This is a genomic window from Saccharothrix sp. NBAS 001, assembly GCF_056640475.1.
This window is the reverse complement of record NZ_CM153251.1, coordinates 9880072-9896239: the sequence shown is the minus strand read 5'-3', so window position 1 is coordinate 9896239 and position 16168 is coordinate 9880072. Positions and strand designations below refer to the sequence as shown.

The window sequence follows — 16168 nt, the reverse complement described above, 5'->3', positions numbered from 1 at the left end:
GGCGCCGGGGCACGGAGGTCGTGCTCACTGACCGCTGTTGCCCTTGGGCAGGCCGTCGAAGATCTTCTTGCACTCCGGGCACACCGGCGAACCGGGCTTCGGCGACTTCGTCACCGGGAAGACCTCGCCGCAGAGCGCCACCACGTGCGTGCCCATGACCGCGCTCTCGGCGATCTTGGCCTTGCGCACGTAGTGGAACATCTTCGGGGTGTCGTCCCCGGTGTGGTCCGTGCCCTCGGGCCGGGTCTCGACGTCAGGGAGAGTCTGCGTGCTCACGGCCTCAGCTTACCTGGGATGATGGCCCCTCGTGAGTACGCCGAGCATCACCGAAGAGGTCCGCACCGCCCTGGCCGAGAACCGGCCGGTGGTCGCGCTGGAGTCCACCATCCTGTCCCACGGGCTGCCGCCCGGCCGCAACCGCGAGGTCGCCGCGCGCCTGGAGGAGATCGTCCGGGACGCGGGCGCCGTGCCCGCCACGATCGCCGTGCTGGGCGGTGTCGCCAAGGTCGGCCTGTCCGACGCCGAGCTGGACTACGTCTGCGACCCGGCCAACTCGCTGGTGAAGCTCTCCCGGCGGGACCTGGGCGCGGCGTTCGCGCTGGGCCGCGACGGCGCGACGACGGTGGCCTCCACCGCCGCGCTGGCGCACGCCGCCGGCGTCGGGGTGTTCGCGACCGGCGGGCTGGGCGGGGTGCACCGGGGCGCGCGGGAGACCTGGGACGTGTCCGCCGACCTCGACGTGCTGGCCACCACGCCGGTGCTGGTGGTGTGCTCCGGGGTGAAGTCGATCCTGGACATCGGGGCCACCCTGGAGCTGCTGGAGACCCGGTCGGTGCCGGTGCTGGGGTACGCGACGTCGTCGTTCCCGGCGTTCTACCGGCGCGAGTCCGGCTACGCCGTGCCGTGGCGGGTCGACACGGCCGCCGAGGCGGCGGCCGTGGTGGCCGCGCACCGCGACTCGGTGCCGGGGACCGCCGGGGTGCTGCTGGCCAACCCGATCCCGGTCGAGTTCGAGATGGACCTCGACCTGCACGACCGGCTGCTGGCCGAGGGGCTGGCGGCCACCCGGGAGGTGCACGGCAAGGACGTGACGCCCGCCCTGCTGGAGCACTTCCACACCGCCAGCGGCGGGGTGAGCCTGGACGCCAACGAGGCGCTGGTGGTGTCCAACGCGCGGCTGGCCTCCCAGGTCGCCGTGGAGCTGTGCGGGTGACCGGGATCATCGTGGTCGGGGACGCCGGGCTGGACGTGGTCGCCCGGCACTCCGGGCCGATCGTGCACGGCGGCGACTCGCGGGCCTCGGTGACCATCGAGCCCGGCGGCGCGGGCGCCAACACCGCGGTCTGGCTGGCCGCCGTCGGCGCGACGCCGACCCTGGTGGCGCGGGTCGGCGCGGATCCGGCCGGACGGCAGGTGCACGCCGAACTCACCTCGGCGGGCGTGCGGTGCGCGTTCGCGGTCGACCCGGAGAAGGCGACCTGCTGCGTGGTCGTCCTGGTGGACGACAGCGGGCAGCGGACCATGCTGCCCGACCGGGGCGCGAACGCGCGGTTCTCGCCGGCCGACCTCGACCCGGCGATCCTGGACGGCGCGCGGCACCTGCACCTGTCGGGCTACGTGCTGCTGGACGCCACGTCCCGGCCCGCCGGGCTGGCCGTGCTGCGGGCGGCGCGGGAAGCCGGGCTGACCACGTCGGTCGACCCGCAGTCGGCCGCGTTGATCTACGACGGTTTCCTGGACGACGTCCGGGGCGTGGACCTGCTGCTGCCCAACACCGAGGAGCTGGTGGCGCTCACCGGGTCCGAGGCGCCCGCGTCGGCGTCCGCGCTGCTGGACGTGGTGGGCGCGGTCGCGCTGACCTCCGGCGCGGCCGGGGCCAGTTGGGTCGACCGGGACGGGATCGTCGCGGTCGACGCGCTGCCGGTCTCCTGCGTCGACACGACGGGGGCCGGGGACGCGTTCGACGCCGGCCTGTTGGCCGCCTGGCTGGCCGGGGGCTCCCGACGGGACGCGCTGGCCGGCGGGGTCGCGGCGGCGGCGCGGGCGGTCTCCGCCGTGGGAGCCCAACCGCAACCGCTGGGAGTCGGGCCGCGGGCAGCCCTGCCGTAGCCGGGCTCAGCCCTCGATGACCTGGTGGGCCTTGGCTTCGAGGGCGCGGTGCTCCTTGACGTAGCGGTTCGCCTGCTCCGCCTTGCGGGGCGGGCGGTCGTTCGCGATGAGCACCGCCATCCACGGCAGCGGCACGGACAGCACGATGAAAGCCAGCGCCAGCCACCACGTCTGGTAGAAGACCATCGCCAGGACGAGGCACGGGATCCGCGCGCCCATCATGATCGCGTACTTGCGCTTGCGCGCGGCGTGTTGTTCTTCGTAGGACAGAGCCGCATCGGTGATGAGCACCGGTGTGCCGTCGCGCTCCTGGTCCACCATGCCCCCATCGTCCCACTGCCGGGATTCCCGCGACACCTGCCGGGTGATGTATTCGCGACGGAGTGACGGCCGACACGCGGCCGCACTATTGCCACCGGACGGGTCGTCGTGCGGTATTCGCCGCATTCGCGGCCGGGTGACCGTACGATCCGTCCGTGGTGGCCCTTGATCGCCTGGTGGACGTGCTCGGCAGCCTGGGCACGCACCTGAGTTGCGCGCCGCGCGGGCGCGACGTCGAGCTGCGCGGTGTCGCGCTGCACGATCCGACCGAGCACACCGCCGCCGCGCCGGACGACGTGCTGCTGGGGTTGGGCGTGCCCTCCCCCGCCGCCGCGGCCCGGCTGGTCTCCTCCACGAACGCCGCCGCCGTCGTGCTGCACGGGGCTCCGCCGCTGGACGAGCGGGTGGTGGCCGCGGCCCGGCGGTCCGGGGCGGCGGTGCTGCTGGTCGACGCGTCCGTGCCGTGGGGCCAGCTCGCGAACGTGGCGCAGACCGTCGTGCTGGGCGGGCGGCGCAAGGGCGCGGGCGACCTGTTCGCGGTGGCCGACGCCATCGCGGCGGTGGTCGGCGGGCCGGTGACGATCGAGGACCAGCAGTCCCGGGTGCTGGCCCACTCCTACCGGCAGCAGGGCGTGGACCCCGTCCGGGTGCAGACGATCCTCGGCCGCCGGGTGCCCGACTCGGCGCGCCAGGCGCTGGACGAGTACGGCGTGTTCACCCACCTCGCGCGGTCCGACGAGCCGATGTTCGTGCCCAAGCTCACCGACCAGCTCGGCGGCCGGCTGGTGGTCGCGGTCCGGGCCGGGCGGGAGCTGCTCGGCTCGGTGTGGGTCGAGGTCGACACCGACGTCGACACCGACCGGCACGCCGCGTTGCAGGACGGGGCCCGCACGGCGGCGCTGCACCTGCTGCGGGCGCGGGCCAGCGCGGACCTGGAGCGGCAGGCCGAGGCCGACCTGGTGATCAGCGTGCTGGACGACGGCGCGCCCGCGCACCTGGCCCGGCTCGGGCTGCCCGCCGCCGACCTGCGGGTGATCGCCGTGCAGGCGCACGCGGGCGAGGGCGAGCACGGGGCGGCGCTGCTCGCCTTCGAGCGGGCCACGGCGGGCTTCGGCTGGTCGCGGCCGGGGCGCAGCGCGTTGTTCGGCAACGTGCTCTACACCGTGCTGCCGTGCGGCGAGGACCCGGCCAACGCGGTGGAGTGGGTGCGGGCGCTGACCCGGGAGATGCCCGCCGAGGCGGTGGTCGAGGCCGGGATCGGCGGGCGGGCGGACGCCGGCCAGCTGCCCGCGTCCCGCAACGAGGCCGACGAGTGCCTGGCGCTGTCGGCGGGCGAGCCGGTGGTCTACGACGCGGCGTGGGCGAAGGTGCTGCTGCGCCGGCTGGCGGCGGTGGCCGAGACGGGCCGGCTGCCCGTGCGCGGGCCGGTGGCCGACCTGGTGCGGCACGACCGGGAGTTCGGCACCCAGTACGCGACGACGTTGCAGGCGTGGCTGGCCGCGCAGGGCGACGCGCGGGAGGCGGCGCGGGCCCTGTCGGTGCACCCCAACACGTTGCGGTACCGGATGCAGAAGATGGCCGAGGTGACCGCGCTGCCGCTGGACGACCCGGACCAGCGGCTGGCGATGGCGGTCGCGCTGGCGGTGGGCCGGCACCGGGAGTAGCGGGGCGGGGGCCGGGCGGCGCGCGGCGGCCCGGCACGGGAGGATTCGGCGGTGCTTCCTGATCTCTCCACTGAGCTGACCGCGCGGCTGCGCGGGGCATTTCTGAACGCCGGGTACGACGCCGACGGGGTGGTGGACGCGCTCGGGCCGCAGGCGCACGCGGCGCTGGGCCGCGGCGAGCCGGAGGCCGCGCGGCGGGCGACCCGGGACGCGGGCGGACTCGGCACGCTGGTCCGGCTGTTCCTGCTCGGTGACGCCGAGGAGCCCGCCGCCGTCGCGAAGGCCCTGGGCGACCTGGACGTGGCGGACGCGGTCGGGGCCGGGCTGCTGACGGCCGAGGGCGACCGGCTGCGCGCCGGGCTGGACGTGCGGCCTTACGGCGACGACACGGGCTCGTGGTGGGTGGTCGCGGACCTCGACTCCGACCAGCGCGGCGGCCCGGTGCCCGCCGACCACGTGCTGGGCGTCGGCCACGCGTCGATCAGCCTGGCGCGGGCCACTTCGCGGCGTCCGGTGGACAGCCTGCTCGACCTGGGCACCGGGTGCGGGGTGCAGGCCCTGCACGCGTCCCGGCACGCGAAGCGGATCACCGCGACCGACCTGTCGGAGCGCGCGCTGCGGCTCGCGCAGGCCACGTTCCGGCTCAACGAGCTGGACGTGGAGCTGCGGCAGGGCGAGTGGTTCGGGCCGCTGCGCAACCGGAGGTTCGACCAGGTCGTGTGCAACCCGCCGTTCGTGGTCGGGCCGCCCCGGGTCGACTACGTGTACCGCGATTCCGGGTTGGCCGGCGACGACGCGAGCGCGCTGGTCGTCCGGCAGCTCCCGGCGTTCCTGAACGAGGGCGGGGTGGGGCAGCTCCTGGCGTCCTGGGTGCACCGCCGGGGCGAGGACTGGGCGGACCGGGTCTCCGGGTGGCTGCCCAAGCACGTGGACGCCTGGTTCGTGCAGCGGGACGTGGCCGACCCGGCGCTCTACGTCGGCACCTGGCTGCGCGACGCGGGCGTCGACCCGCGCTCCGCCGAGGGCCGGGCGAAGGCGTGCGCGTGGCTGGACTGGTTCGCCGAGAACGAGGTGGAGGGCGTCGGGTTCGGGTTCGTCACGCTGCGCCGCACCGACGTCGCGCACCCCGAGGTGGTGTGCGAAGACCTGCGCCACGCCTACGACGACCCGCTGGGCCCGGAGTCGGCGGCGTGGCTGGACCGCGTCGCGTGGCTGCGCGGGCACTCCGACGACGAGTTGCTGCGGACCCGGTTCTCCGTGCCCGAGACCGTTGTCCTGGAAGAGGTCTCGGCGCCGAGCGAGGACGGCTGGGACGCCGTCGTGCGCCGGCTGCACCGCACCGACGGGCCCGGCTGGCAGCACGAGCTGGACGAGGTCGCGGCCCGGCTGCTGGCCGGTTTCCGGGGCGCGCTGGCGCTGGAGGACCTGGTCGCGCTGCTCGCCTACGCGCAGGACGTGGACGCCGACGCGCTCGCCGGCGCGGCGCTGCCGGTCGTGCGCGAACTGGTCCGGCACGGCATGGTGGTCCCGGTATGAGGGCGGTCGTGGCGCGCGTCACCGAGGCCGAGGTGACTGTGGACGGACAGCGCGTCGGGGCGATCGAGGAGCCCGGTCTGCTGGTGCTGCTGGGCGTGCACGTCGACGACACCGCGGCGACACCCCCGCTGATGGCCCGCAAGCTGCACGAGCTGCGCATCCTGCGGGACGAACAGTCGTGCGCCACGACCGGAGCGCCCCTGCTGGTGGTGAGCCAGTTCACCCTCTACGGCGAGGTGCGCAAGGGCCGGCGTCCGTCGTGGACGGCCGCCGCCCGGCCGGAGCACGCGGAGCCGTTGGTCGACGCGGTGGTGCGGGAACTGCGCCAGAAGGGCGCTCGCGTGGAAACCGGGAGGTTCGGCGCGATGATGTCCGTGCGGAGTGTCAACGACGGTCCGTTCACCGTGTTGGTGGAACTCTAGATCCTTCTCAGGCAATCCTCAGGATTCGCGGCGCAACCGCTGTGACGGCAGTGACGTCTCCAGATCGGGGACACGGGAACCATTTAGCTCCGGTCGACGTTTCCCCCAGTGACAGGGGCCGAAAGGCAACACCGCGCAGCGCAGCGCGGGTCACGCGACCGCACTGCCAGCCCGCGAAGGGGGAGGGAGCTTCCATGACCGTCCCGAGGGTCCTCGACCGCGAGGTCGGGAACGACACGATCACCACGAGCGCCGAGTTGGACCTCGACGCCCAGGGACCGGCCGCCGACCTGGTTCGGGTCTACCTGAACGGCATCGGCAAGACAGCGCTGCTCACCGCGGCCGAGGAAGTGGAACTCGCGAAGCGGATCGAGGCGGGGGTCTTCGCTCAGCACATGCTGGAGACGGGTTCCGCCCCGGCCTCCACCCGCCGCGAGGAACTGCGCGCACTGGTGCGCGACGGCCACGTGGCAAAGAACCACCTGCTCGAAGCGAATCTGCGGTTGGTCGTTTCCCTCGCGAAGCGATACACCGGCCGTGGAATGCCGCTGTTGGATCTCATCCAGGAAGGCAACCTGGGTCTGATCCGCGCGGTCGAGAAGTTCGACTACACCAAGGGATTCAAGTTCTCCACCTACGCGACGTGGTGGATCCGCCAGGCGATCACCCGCGGAATGGCGGACCAGGGCCGCACCATCCGGCTGCCCGTCCACCTCGTGGAGCAGGTGAACAAGCTGGCGCGGATCAAGCGCGACCTGCACCAGCAGCTCGGCCGCGAGGCCACCACCGACGAGCTGGCCAGGGAGTCCGGGCTCACCCCGGAGAAGGTGTCCGACCTGCTCGACCACGCGCGTGACCCGGTGAGCCTGGACATGCCGGTCGGCGCCGAGGAGGACGCCCCGCTGGGCGACTTCATCGAGGACTCGGACGCGACGGACGCGGAGAGCGCGGTCATCTCCGGTCTCCTCCAGGACGACCTGCGCCGCGTGCTGGCCACGCTGGAGCAGCGCGAACAGGCGGTGATCCGGCTGCGCTACGGCCTGGAGGACGGCCAGCCGCGCACCCTGGACCAGATCGGCAAGCAGTTCGGCCTGTCCCGCGAGCGGGTGCGCCAGATCGAGCGCGAGGTCATGTCCAAGCTGCGGCAGGGCGAGCGGGCGGCGAAGCTGCGGGCCTACGCCAGCTGAACCGACCGTCACCCGTTCGGCCGGGTTGACTTGTGAGTCCGGTCACGGCACGGTCGCCTGTTACAACGTGCTTTGCGACTCCTCCACCCCATTTCGTGGAGGCTGTCGCACGCTGAGGAAGGTCGGGGCGGTCGGGGGCCGGCCCGGCCTTCCGCGTTTCCGCCCCCGCTCCCCCGCCCGATTCCGGCCGGGGCGGTCCCGGGCTCAGGGCGCACATCGCGTTCGGCCGCATCGCGGTCGGGGCGAATTCCGGTCGGGGGCACCGGGTCGGGCACGACGCGAATCACACCGACGCGGCGGTACCGGAGCGCGGCGCGCGGTATAGGTTCGGCGGAACCCGAAGCGCGCAAGGGAGCCCGCGACGTGCCCGCAGTGCCCACCACCACGTTCCAGCACACCGACGTCCTGCCGCTGGCCAAGGACACCCGCACGGAATACCGCCTGGTCACGCCGGACGGCGTGACCGTGGTGGAGGCCGCCGGACGCCGGTTCCTCCAGATCGAGCCCTCGGTGCTCACCCGGCTGGCCAAGGAGGCCATCCGGGACATCCAGCACCTGCTGCGGCCCTCGCACCTGGCCCAGCTGCGCGCGATCGTCGACGACCCCGAGGCCAGCGGCAACGACCGGTTCGTCGCGATGGACCTGCTGCGCAACGCCTGCATCTCGGCCGGCGGCGTCCTGCCCATGTGCCAGGACACCGGCACCGCGATCGTGATGGGCAAGCGCACCGAGTCCGTGCTGACCGGCGGCACCGACGAGGAAGCCCTGTCGCGGGGGATCTTCGAGGCCTACCAGGAACTCAACCTCCGGTACTCGCAGATGGCCCCGGTGACGTTCTGGGACGAGAAGAACACCGGCAGCAACCTGCCCGCGCAGATCGAGCTGCTCAACGCGCCCGGCACGGAACCCAAGTACGAGTTCCTGTTCATGGCCAAGGGCGGCGGCTCGGCCAACAAGACGTTCCTGTACCAGGAGACCAAGGCGCTGCTGAACCCGTCGCGGCTGGCGAAGTTCCTGGACGAGAAGCTGCGCTCGCTGGGCACCGCCGCGTGCCCGCCGTACCACCTCGCGGTGGTCGTCGGCGGGCTGTCCGCGGAGCAGAACCTCAAGGTCGCCAAGCTCGCCTCGGCCCGCTACCTGGACGACCTGCCGACCGAGGGGTCGGCGCTGGGCCACGCGTTCCGCGACGTCGACCTGGAGCGGCAGGTGCTGGAGCTGACCCGGGACTTCGGCATCGGCGCGCAGTTCGGCGGCAAGTACTTCTGCCACGACGTGCGGGTGATCCGGCTGCCCCGGCACGGCGCGTCCTGCCCGGTCGGCATCGCCGTGTCGTGCTCGGCGGACCGCCAGGCCAAGGCGAAGATCACGCCCGAGGGCGTGTTCCTGGAGCAGTTGGAGCGCGACCCGGCGCGGTTCCTGCCCGACGTCGAGGGCGAGGACCTCTCCGACGAGGTGGTCCGGATCGACCTCACCCGGCCGATGGCCGAGATCCGCGCGACGCTGTCGCGGCTGCCGGTCAAGACCCGGGTGTCGCTGACCGGTCCGCTGGTGGTGGCCCGCGACATCGCGCACGCCAAGATCAAGGACCTGCTCGACGCGGGCGGCGAGATGCCGCAGTACCTCAAGGACCACCCGGTCTACTACGCCGGTCCGGCCAAGACGCCCGACGGCTACGCGTCGGGCTCGTTCGGCCCGACCACGGCCGGCCGGATGGACTCCTACGTCGAGCAGTTCCAGGCGGCCGGCGGCTCGCTGGTGATGCTGGCCAAGGGCAACCGGTCGGCGCAGGTCACCAACGCGTGCCGCACGCACGGCGGGTTCTACCTGGGCTCGATCGGCGGCCCGGCGGCCCGGCTGGCGCAGGACTGCATCCGCAAGGTCGAGGTGCTGGAGTACCCGGAGCTGGGCATGGAAGCGGTGTGGCGGATCGAGGTGGAGGACTTCCCCGCGTTCGTCGTGGTCGACGACAAGGGCAACGACTTCTTCGCCGAGACCTCCGCCCCGACCCTCCAGATCAGCTTCCGCAAGTAGCTCCCACCGAGGCCCCGCTGTCACGCGGGGCCTCGGTGGTGTTCACGTGCGACCGCCGGCGGGCACGACGGCCCGCCCGGCACCTCCCGGGCGCGCGCGTTTCGCGGTCACCGGTCGGCGTCGGTCGCCGGCCACAGCGAGCCGCGCGGCGCGCCGGTCAGCAGTTCCAGCACCCAGGCCGTCTCGGCGGGGTGCGCCGGGTCGGCGAGCGCGCGCAGCACGGTCCGGTCGGTGCACCCGGCGGCTTCCAGCGCCCGCGCGACCTCGGCCGGCGCGGCGTCGGTCGGCACGGTCCACGCGGGGTCGACGGCCGAGGCCAGGGTGCGTTCGGCGTGGTCGAGCAGCGCGCGCCACAGCTCGTGCGGGAACTCCGACTCCTCGTCGGACGTGCGGGTGCTGTAGAGGTCGGCCCCGTCGTGGTCCTCGGCCTGGTCGACGCGGTGGTGGCCGGCCCCGTCCCGGCTCCAGACCACGCCCTGCAGACCGGACACCGCCGGGTCGCCGCCGTCGGCGAGCAGCACGGCGTGCGCCGCGCGCACGGTGGCGCGGGCCGCGTCGACGTCGTCGGTGAGCACCAGGAACCGGGACAGCAGGGCGACGCCCGGACCGGGGTGGCGCAGCTCGGGCTCGACCAGCGCGGCGGCCCGGCAGACCAGGTCGAGTTCGTCGCGGCGCAGCACGTGCGGGTGCGGGTGGGCCTCGTCGTCCCAGGCGATGCTCACCGCCTCGTCGTCCGCCGGCGACCGGACGCCCAGGTCCACGTAGCCGTCGGCGACCGACAGCTCCACCGCGTGCCCGCCGCCGACCTCGAACCGGACGACGTGCTCGTCCTCCTCGGCGTCGCCGAAGTAGTCGTCGTCGGACTCGAAGCGGTAGGAGGCCCAGAAGTCCGGGTCGGCGAGGCTCTCGCGCAGTGCGTGCGGCAGCGGCATGGACCGGATGCTAGATCACCCGATCGGACTATGCGGTTTGTTCCCGCGCTTCCAGCACCACCCGGCGCTGCGCCAGCGGCGCGGCCAGCTCCACGTTCACCGGCACGCTGAACAGCTCCTCCGTGCACACCCCGTCCCGGGGCGGGTAGTACGTGGTGACCAGCGCGACCTGCACCTGGTCGGCGGCCTGCGCGACGACCTCGGCGGAGGCCCGCTTGCAGCCGCCGGCGAGGCTGAACACCTGGAGCGTGCGGCCGTCCGGGGACGCCCACACCTCGCGCTTGTAGGCGTCGGACAGGGTGCTCGCGTCCACCCGTTCGACGGGGACCTGGCTCGCCGCGCCGGGCAGCGGCGGCGCGCTGGACTGGGGCGGCGGGGTCGAGCCGGCGGAGGTCGGGCCGGGGGCGGTGGTCGGTGACATCGTTGTCGACGGCCGGGACGACGCCGTGCTCGACGTGGTGGACGACGGGCCGCCCGCCTCGCCGCCGCTGGTGCAGCCGGCCAGGGCGAGCGCCGCGAGGGCCACGGCGATCTTGACGTTCCTCATAGCGGTAGGACGGTACCGCCGGGCCGCGTGGTTGCACAGGGCGGCGCCCGGCCGAGGGGGATCGGCCGGGCGCCGCTTCTCCGGGAGGGTTACCTCTGGTCCTGCCGCGTGCTGAGCACCACCGAGCGCTCGCCCAGCGGGGCGTCCAGCTTCGCGGTCAACGGCGGGTAGCGGATGTCCATCGTGCAGACCTCCGCCTCCTTCGGCGTGGTCTCCACGAGCACCACCTTCACCGCCTGCGCGGTCTGCTCGGCGATCTCCACGCTCGCCTTGCCGCAGCCGCCTTCCTGCCCGACCAGGCCCAGGGTGCTGCCGTCGCCCTCGGTCCACACCGTCTTCGGCGTCCCCTCGGGCACGGCCGAGGCGTCGAGCTTCGCCTTCGGCACCTCCTTGCCGCCGGGCGGCACCGGGCTTTGGAACTCCGGGTCCTCCGACGACGAGGGCGGGCTGGACGGCGACGTGGTCAGCGTCGGACCGCCGCCGTTGCCCGCGTCGAGCGCGGGCTGGGTCGATGCGCAGCCGACGAGCGTGAGCAGCAGCGCGCCGGCACCGATCGCGGTTCCCAGGCTTCTCATGTGACAAGGACGGAACGACCCGCGCACCGGGTTGCCCCGCCCTTTTGACAGTTACCCGATCAGGTGAGCGGCGATGCGCCGCCGGCGGTCACCACCGGGGGCTTCTCCGCTCGAAGGACGGGTCGACGGTCCGCATGTACCCGGTGTCGTCGCGCCGCACCAGCCCGCACGCGCGGTAGTCCCGCGCCGCGCGGGCCAGCGCGTCGCGGTCCAGCTCGACGCCGAGTCCAGGCCCGGTCGGCACCGCCACCGCCCCGTCCGCAAAGGACAGCGGCGTGGTGAGGACGTCGGCCGAGGCGTTCCACGGGTAGTGCGTGTCGCACGCGTAGTCCAGGTTCGGCGTGGCCGCCGCCAGGTGGGTCATCGCGGCCAGGCTGATCCCGAGGTGGGAGTTGGAGTGCATGGACAGGCCGAGGCCGAAGGTCCGGCAGATCGCGGCCAGCTCCCGGGACCGGGCCAGCCCGCCCCAGTAGTGGTGGTCGGACAGCACGACCCGCACCGCGCCCAGCTCCACCGACCGCGCGATGTGCTCGAACGCGACCACGCACATGTTGGTGGCCAACGGCATCGACGCGGCTGCGGCCACCTCCGCCATGCCCGGGATCCCCGGTGACGGGTCCTCCAGGTACTCCAGCACCCCGTCCAGCTCGGCGGCGACCTGCCGCGCGGTCGCGGGCGACCAGGCGGCGTTGGGGTCCAGCCGCAGCGGGTGGTCCGGGAAGGCGGCGCGCAGCGCGCGCACCGCCGCGATCTCCTGCTCCGGCGGGAAGACGCCGCCCTTGAGCTTGATCGAGCCGAACCCGTGCGCGGCGACCAGGGCGCGGGCCTGTGCGACGATCCCGTCGGGGTCCAGCGCCTCGCCGAAGCCGTCCGGCTCGTGGCCGGGGTGCCCGGCCCACTTGTAGAACAGGTAGGCGCTGTAGGGCACGGTGTCGCGGACCGCGCCGCCCAGCAGGTCGCAGACCGGGCGGCCCAGGGCCTTGCCCCGGACGTCCCAGGTCGCCACCTCGAACCCGGCGAACACCCGGTCCACAGTGGACTCGACGGTGAGTTCGCCGGTCAGCCCGTGCCGGTCGGAGCCGGCCCGGCCGCCCAGCGCGCGGGCGACCCGGTCCCGGGCCAGGTTCAGCTCGTGCACGTCGAGGCCGAGCAGCGCGGGCACCACCGCGCGCAGGCGTTCGAGGTGGCCGAGGTCGCCGTAGGTCTCGCCCAGGCCCGACACCCCCTCGTCGGTGTGCACCTCGACGATCGTGCGCAGCGCCCAGGGCTCGTGGCAGCCGGCGGAGGTCAGCAGCGGCGGATCGCGGAAGGCGATGGGTGTCAGGTCCACCGAGGTGATCTTCATCCGGTCAGCTCCCGTCCGGCGGCGACCGCCCTCTCCGGCACCGCCACGTGGTGCGAGGTCGGGCCCAACAGTGGCGGGCGCACGCCGGCGAGTACAGCCCCCGTCACCACACCGGAGTTCACATCCGTGAAATGAGGCCGTGCTTGTGACCCCCTCAACGGGGCTGTAAGAATCGCCGGAGCGACGTGTCGAGAGCGTGTTGCCGGACGCTTCTGTGGAGGACAGGTGACTGGACCCGCGTCACCCGCTCGGCCGAACGCGGTGAAGTCCGCGGACCGGACCGTGGAGCTGCTCGAAGCGCTGTCCGCGTCGGAACGCCCGCTGACGCTGACCGAGCTGCACCGCGCGCTGAGCTACCCGAAGTCGAGCCTCTACATGCTGTTGCAGACGCTCGTCGCGCGCGGTTGGGTCGAACTCGACCCCGCTCGCGGCACCTACGGCATCGGGGTGCGGGCCCTGCTGGTCGGCACGTCGTACCTGGACCACGACCCGGTCGTGCAGGTGGCGAGCCGGATCATGGAGCAGGTCCGCCGGGAGGTCGACGAGACGGTGCACCTGGCCCGCCTGGACGGTTCGGACGTGGTCTACCTGGCCGGCCGGGAGTCCGAGCACCACCTGCGGGTGGTGTCCCGGGTCGGCCGCCGGCTGCCCGCGCACGCCACCTCGCTGGGCAAGGCCCTGCTCGCCGCGCGCGGGCCGCGGGAGGTCGACGCGATCCTGCCCACCCGGCTGGAACCGCTCACCCCCGACACCGTCGTGGACCGCCCCGCGCTGCACGCGCAGCTGGCCGGGTTCCGCGCGGCGGGCTACGCGCAGGAGCGCGGGGAGAACACCCCCGGGCTGGGCTGCTTCGCGGTGGCGCTGCCCTACCGCACACCCGTGCTCGACGCGATGAGCTGCTCGGTCCCGCTGGGCCGGCTCGACCCGGAGCACGAGCGCCGGATCGTGGCGGCCCTGCTGCACGGCGCGCGCACGATCACCGAACTGCTCCGCCAGTTCAGCCGCTGACACCTCCCGGACCCGAAAGGGCGACACACGTGACCGAACGCATCCTGATCACCGGAGCCGCGGGCAGGGTGGGCACGTTCCTGCGCACCCGCCTCGCCGCGCCCGGCCGCGTCCTGCGGCTGCTCGACGTCGCCGAGCCGCCGCCGGCGGCCGGGGGCGAGGCCGTCGAGGTGGTGCGCGCGTCGGTGACCGACCCGGACGCGATGGCGGCGGCCTGCGCGGACGTGGCCGCCGTGGTCCACCTCGGCGGCCACAGCCTGGAACAGCCGTGGGACCGGATCCTCGACGTGAACATCAACGGCACCCACGTGGTGCTGGAGGCCGCCCGCCGGCAGGGCGTGCGGCGGGTCGTGCTGGCCGGTTCCAACCACGCCGCGGGCTACCACGAGCGGGCGGCCGGCGAGGCGGGCGACTACCTGTTCCCGAAACCCGACACCTACTACGGCGTCGGCAAGGTGGCGATGGAGGCGTTGGGCAGCCTGTTCGCGAGCCGGTACGGCATGGACGTGATCGCGGTGCGCATCGGATCGTGCTTCGAGCGGCCGAAGGACGTGCGGATGCTGTCCACCTGGCTGTCCCCCGACGACGCCGGGCGGCTGTTCGAGGCGTGCCTGACCGCGCCCGAGCCCGGATTCCGCGTGGTGTGGGGGATCTCGGCCAACACCCGGCGCTGGTTCAGCCTGGACGAGGCCCGCGCGCTGGGCTACGAGCCGGAGGACGACGCCGAGGAGCACGCCGCCGCGCTGATCGCCGAGCACGGCGAGCCGGACCCGGAAGCGTTGGCGCACAAGTACCTCGGCGGGCACTGGTGCGGTCCGGAGTTCGACACCGCGGCGCGGGCGGCGGGCCGGTGACCGGGATCCGGGGCTACGACCCGCGCACCGGGCTGCCGGTCGGCGAGCCGGTCGCGGAGAGTTCGGCGGCCGAGGTGGACGCGCTCGCCCGCGCGGGCGCGGCGGCTTTCCCGGCGTGGTCGGGACTTCCGGCGACGCGGCGGGCCGACGTGCTGGAGCGGGTGGCCGAGGCGCTGGACGCCGGATCGGCCGGGCTGGTGGCCCTGGCGGACGCGGAGACCGCGCTGGGGGTGCCCCGGCTGACCACCGAGCTGAAGCGCACCACGAACCAGTTGCGGCTGTTCGCCGGGGTGCTGCGGGAGGGCAGCCACGTCGAGGCGGTGCTGGACACCGCCGACCCGGACACCGTGCCGCCGCGACCGGTGCTGCGCCGGCTGCTCCGTCCACTCGGGACGGTCGCGGTGTTCGCCGCGTCGAACTTCCCGTTCGCGTTCTCCGTCGCGGGCGGGGACACGGCCTCCGCGCTGGCCGCCGGCTGCCCGGTCGTGGTGAAGGCGCACCCGGCGCACCCCGGCACCTCCCGCGAGACCGCGCGCGTGCTGGCTTCCGTGCTGCCGCACGGGGTTTTCGGGATCGTGCACGGCACCGACGCCGGGGTCGCGCTGGTCGGGCACCCCGACGTGCGGGCGGTCGGGTTCACCGGGTCGACCGGCGGCGGGCGGGCGCTGTTCGACCTGGCGCAGGGCCGGCCGGACCCGATCCCGTTCCACGGCGAGCTGGGCAGCGTGAACCCGGCCGTGGTGCTGCCCGGCGCGGCGGCGGCGCGGGCCGACGAGCTGGCCGCCGGGTTCGCCGGCTCGCTGACCCTGGGCGTGGGCCAGTTCTGCACCAACCCCGGCCTGCTGTTCGCGCCCTCGGCGCTCGCGCCCGTGCTGGCGGCGGCGGTCGCGGGCGCGTCCGGCGGCGTGATGCTCAGCGAGCGGATCAGCGGCTCCTACCGCTCGGGCACGGCCGCGCTCGCGGCGTCCGGGCTGGTCGAGCAGGTCGCCGAGGGCAGCGCGCCGGACACCGGATGGGCCGCCGGGCCGAAGCTGTTCCAGGTGCCGCTGGCGGTGTTCGCCGAGCACCTGGCGGAGCTGACCGAGGAGCACTTCGGGCCGGCCGGGATCGTGGTCGCCTACGACTCGGTGCCGGATCTGCTGGCCGTGCTGCCCCGGCTGCCCGGCACGCTCACCGGCACCGTGCACGCCGAGGCCGACGAGCACGAGGCGGCCGGGCTGGTGGCCTCGGCACTGGGCCGGATCGCGGGCCGGCTGATCTTCAACGGCTGGCCGACCGGCGTGGCCGTGGCGTGGGGCATGCACCACGGCGGCCCGTGGCCGGCCACCACCAGCCCGCTGCACACGTCGGTCGGCGCGACCTCGATCCGGCGCTGGCTGGCCCCGGTCTGCTACCAGTCGTGGCCGGACGCCCTGCTGCCGCCGGAACTGCGCGACGGCAACCCGCTCGGCATCCCGCGCCGGGTGGACGGCGTGCTCGGCGTGCACTGACGGGCGGTCCGCGGGCTCCCTGATGCGGGCGGCCCGGACCTGGGAGACGCTGTGTGGACCCGCTCGGCCCGGCGGCGCGCGCACGTCGCGGACCGAATTCCGCATGCCGGAAGTCGAGCGGGCCGAGCAGACCGCCGAAGGAGGGCT

General features: G+C 74.1%; 16 protein-coding genes. 10 read left to right on the top strand and 6 right to left on the bottom strand.

The genetic code is table 11. From position 1 onward, the window contains the following. Nucleotides 1-24: 24 nt before the first annotated feature. On the bottom strand, nucleotides 25-276 hold the full coding sequence (locus AC0HI0_RS44885) for a DUF3039 domain-containing protein (RefSeq protein WP_360737568.1): 252 nt from the start codon (nucleotides 274-276) through the stop codon (nucleotides 25-27). A 31-nt stretch (nucleotides 277-307) separates the two neighbouring features. Here AC0HI0_RS44885 and AC0HI0_RS44880 point away from each other — a divergent pair, with 31 nt between their 5' ends. Together AC0HI0_RS44880 and AC0HI0_RS44875 are read left to right on the top strand one after the other, a co-directional pair. Continuing rightward, a complete protein-coding gene (locus AC0HI0_RS44880) occupies nucleotides 308-1213 on the top strand; it encodes a pseudouridine-5'-phosphate glycosidase (RefSeq protein WP_480929550.1) in 906 nt (301 codons plus the stop codon). Next, nucleotides 1210-2109: a carbohydrate kinase family protein gene (locus AC0HI0_RS44875; RefSeq protein ID WP_480929549.1), complete on the top strand. Its 900-nt coding sequence runs from the start codon at nucleotides 1210-1212 to the stop codon at nucleotides 2107-2109. Before AC0HI0_RS44880 ends, AC0HI0_RS44875 begins: the two co-directional genes overlap by 4 nt. Before the next feature lie 6 nt (nucleotides 2110-2115). On the opposite strand, the gene AC0HI0_RS44870 is transcribed toward AC0HI0_RS44875, so the two are convergent. After that, nucleotides 2116-2430, bottom strand: a complete 315-nt coding sequence (locus AC0HI0_RS44870; RefSeq protein ID WP_480929548.1) for a DUF3099 domain-containing protein — start codon at nucleotides 2428-2430, stop codon at nucleotides 2116-2118. A gap of 155 nt (nucleotides 2431-2585) precedes the next feature. Here AC0HI0_RS44870 and AC0HI0_RS44865 point away from each other — a divergent pair, with 155 nt between their 5' ends. The 5 genes from AC0HI0_RS44865 (at nucleotide 2586) to AC0HI0_RS44845 (ending at nucleotide 9270) form a co-directional block, all read left to right on the top strand. Further along, nucleotides 2586-4094 (top strand): PucR family transcriptional regulator, encoded by a 1509-nt coding sequence (locus tag AC0HI0_RS44865; RefSeq protein WP_480929547.1) that lies wholly within the window; start codon nucleotides 2586-2588, stop codon nucleotides 4092-4094. 51 nt (nucleotides 4095-4145) lie between these two features. Beyond that, the gene (locus AC0HI0_RS44860; protein ID WP_480929546.1) at nucleotides 4146-5630 is read left to right on the top strand and encodes a DUF7782 domain-containing protein; all 1485 of its coding nucleotides are present in this window, start codon (nucleotides 4146-4148) and stop codon (nucleotides 5628-5630) included. Further along, complete coding sequence (gene dtd / locus AC0HI0_RS44855; RefSeq protein ID WP_480929545.1) at nucleotides 5627-6052, top strand: D-aminoacyl-tRNA deacylase; 426 nt, start codon at nucleotides 5627-5629, stop codon at nucleotides 6050-6052. Before AC0HI0_RS44860 ends, dtd begins: the two co-directional genes overlap by 4 nt. A 194-nt stretch (nucleotides 6053-6246) precedes the next feature. Next, nucleotides 6247-7239, top strand: coding sequence for a sigma-70 family RNA polymerase sigma factor (locus AC0HI0_RS44850; RefSeq protein WP_480929544.1), 993 nt, complete (start codon nucleotides 6247-6249; stop codon nucleotides 7237-7239). A 363-nt stretch (nucleotides 7240-7602) separates the two neighbouring features. Continuing rightward, nucleotides 7603-9270, top strand: a complete 1668-nt coding sequence (locus AC0HI0_RS44845; RefSeq protein WP_480929543.1) for a fumarate hydratase — start codon at nucleotides 7603-7605, stop codon at nucleotides 9268-9270. 107 nt (nucleotides 9271-9377) lie between these two features. On the opposite strand, the gene AC0HI0_RS44840 is transcribed toward AC0HI0_RS44845, so the two are convergent. The 4 genes from AC0HI0_RS44840 to AC0HI0_RS44825 form a co-directional block, all read right to left on the bottom strand. Further along, a complete protein-coding gene (locus tag AC0HI0_RS44840; RefSeq protein ID WP_480929542.1) occupies nucleotides 9378-10202 on the bottom strand; it encodes a hypothetical protein in 825 nt (274 codons plus the stop codon). A gap of 28 nt (nucleotides 10203-10230) precedes the next feature. Next, entirely contained in the window at nucleotides 10231-10749 is a 519-nt protein-coding gene (locus AC0HI0_RS44835) for a hypothetical protein (RefSeq protein WP_480929541.1), read from the bottom strand. An 89-nt stretch (nucleotides 10750-10838) separates the two neighbouring features. Then, nucleotides 10839-11324 carry a hypothetical protein gene (locus AC0HI0_RS44830; RefSeq protein WP_480929540.1) on the bottom strand — a complete coding sequence of 162 codons (486 nt, stop codon included), beginning with the start codon at nucleotides 11322-11324 and terminating at the stop codon, nucleotides 10839-10841. Between the two features lie 88 nt (nucleotides 11325-11412). Beyond that, nucleotides 11413-12669: a glucarate dehydratase family protein gene (locus tag AC0HI0_RS44825; RefSeq protein WP_480929539.1), complete on the bottom strand. Its 1257-nt coding sequence runs from the start codon at nucleotides 12667-12669 to the stop codon at nucleotides 11413-11415. Nucleotides 12670-12894: 225 nt separating this feature from the next. Here AC0HI0_RS44825 and AC0HI0_RS44820 point away from each other — a divergent pair, with 225 nt between their 5' ends. Genes AC0HI0_RS44820 through AC0HI0_RS44810 form a run of 3 tightly spaced genes read left to right on the top strand, consistent with a single transcriptional unit; the run spans nucleotide 12895 to nucleotide 16021 of the window. Beyond that, on the top strand, nucleotides 12895-13677 hold the full coding sequence (locus AC0HI0_RS44820) for an IclR family transcriptional regulator (protein ID WP_480929538.1): 783 nt from the start codon (nucleotides 12895-12897) through the stop codon (nucleotides 13675-13677). A 29-nt stretch (nucleotides 13678-13706) separates the two neighbouring features. Next, nucleotides 13707-14531, top strand: a complete 825-nt coding sequence (locus tag AC0HI0_RS44815) for an NAD-dependent epimerase/dehydratase family protein (RefSeq protein WP_480929537.1) — start codon at nucleotides 13707-13709, stop codon at nucleotides 14529-14531. Further along, nucleotides 14528-16021: an aldehyde dehydrogenase (NADP(+)) gene (locus AC0HI0_RS44810; RefSeq protein ID WP_480929536.1), complete on the top strand. Its 1494-nt coding sequence runs from the start codon at nucleotides 14528-14530 to the stop codon at nucleotides 16019-16021. The genes AC0HI0_RS44815 and AC0HI0_RS44810 overlap by 4 nt, the downstream gene beginning before the upstream one ends. Nucleotides 16022-16168 lie beyond the last annotated feature (147 nt).

What these genes read in the sequence shown, in the direction of transcription:
- AC0HI0_RS44870 (WP_480929548.1), bottom strand. Translation starts at nt 2,430, where the DNA reads ATGGTGGACCAGGAGCGCGACGGCACACCGGTGCTCATCACCGATGCG.
- dtd (WP_480929545.1), top strand. Translation starts at nt 5,627, where the DNA reads ATGAGGGCGGTCGTGGCGCGCGTCACCGAGGCCGAGGTGACTGTGGAC.
- AC0HI0_RS44850 (WP_480929544.1), top strand. Translation starts at nt 6,247, where the DNA reads ATGACCGTCCCGAGGGTCCTCGACCGCGAGGTCGGGAACGACACGATC.
- AC0HI0_RS44840 (WP_480929542.1), bottom strand. Translation starts at nt 10,202, where the DNA reads ATGCCGCTGCCGCACGCACTGCGCGAGAGCCTCGCCGACCCGGACTTC.
- AC0HI0_RS44835 (WP_480929541.1), bottom strand. Translation starts at nt 10,749, where the DNA reads ATGAGGAACGTCAAGATCGCCGTGGCCCTCGCGGCGCTCGCCCTGGCC.
- AC0HI0_RS44830 (WP_480929540.1), bottom strand. Translation starts at nt 11,324, where the DNA reads ATGAGAAGCCTGGGAACCGCGATCGGTGCCGGCGCGCTGCTGCTCACG.
- AC0HI0_RS44825 (WP_480929539.1), bottom strand. Translation starts at nt 12,669, where the DNA reads ATGAAGATCACCTCGGTGGACCTGACACCCATCGCCTTCCGCGATCCG.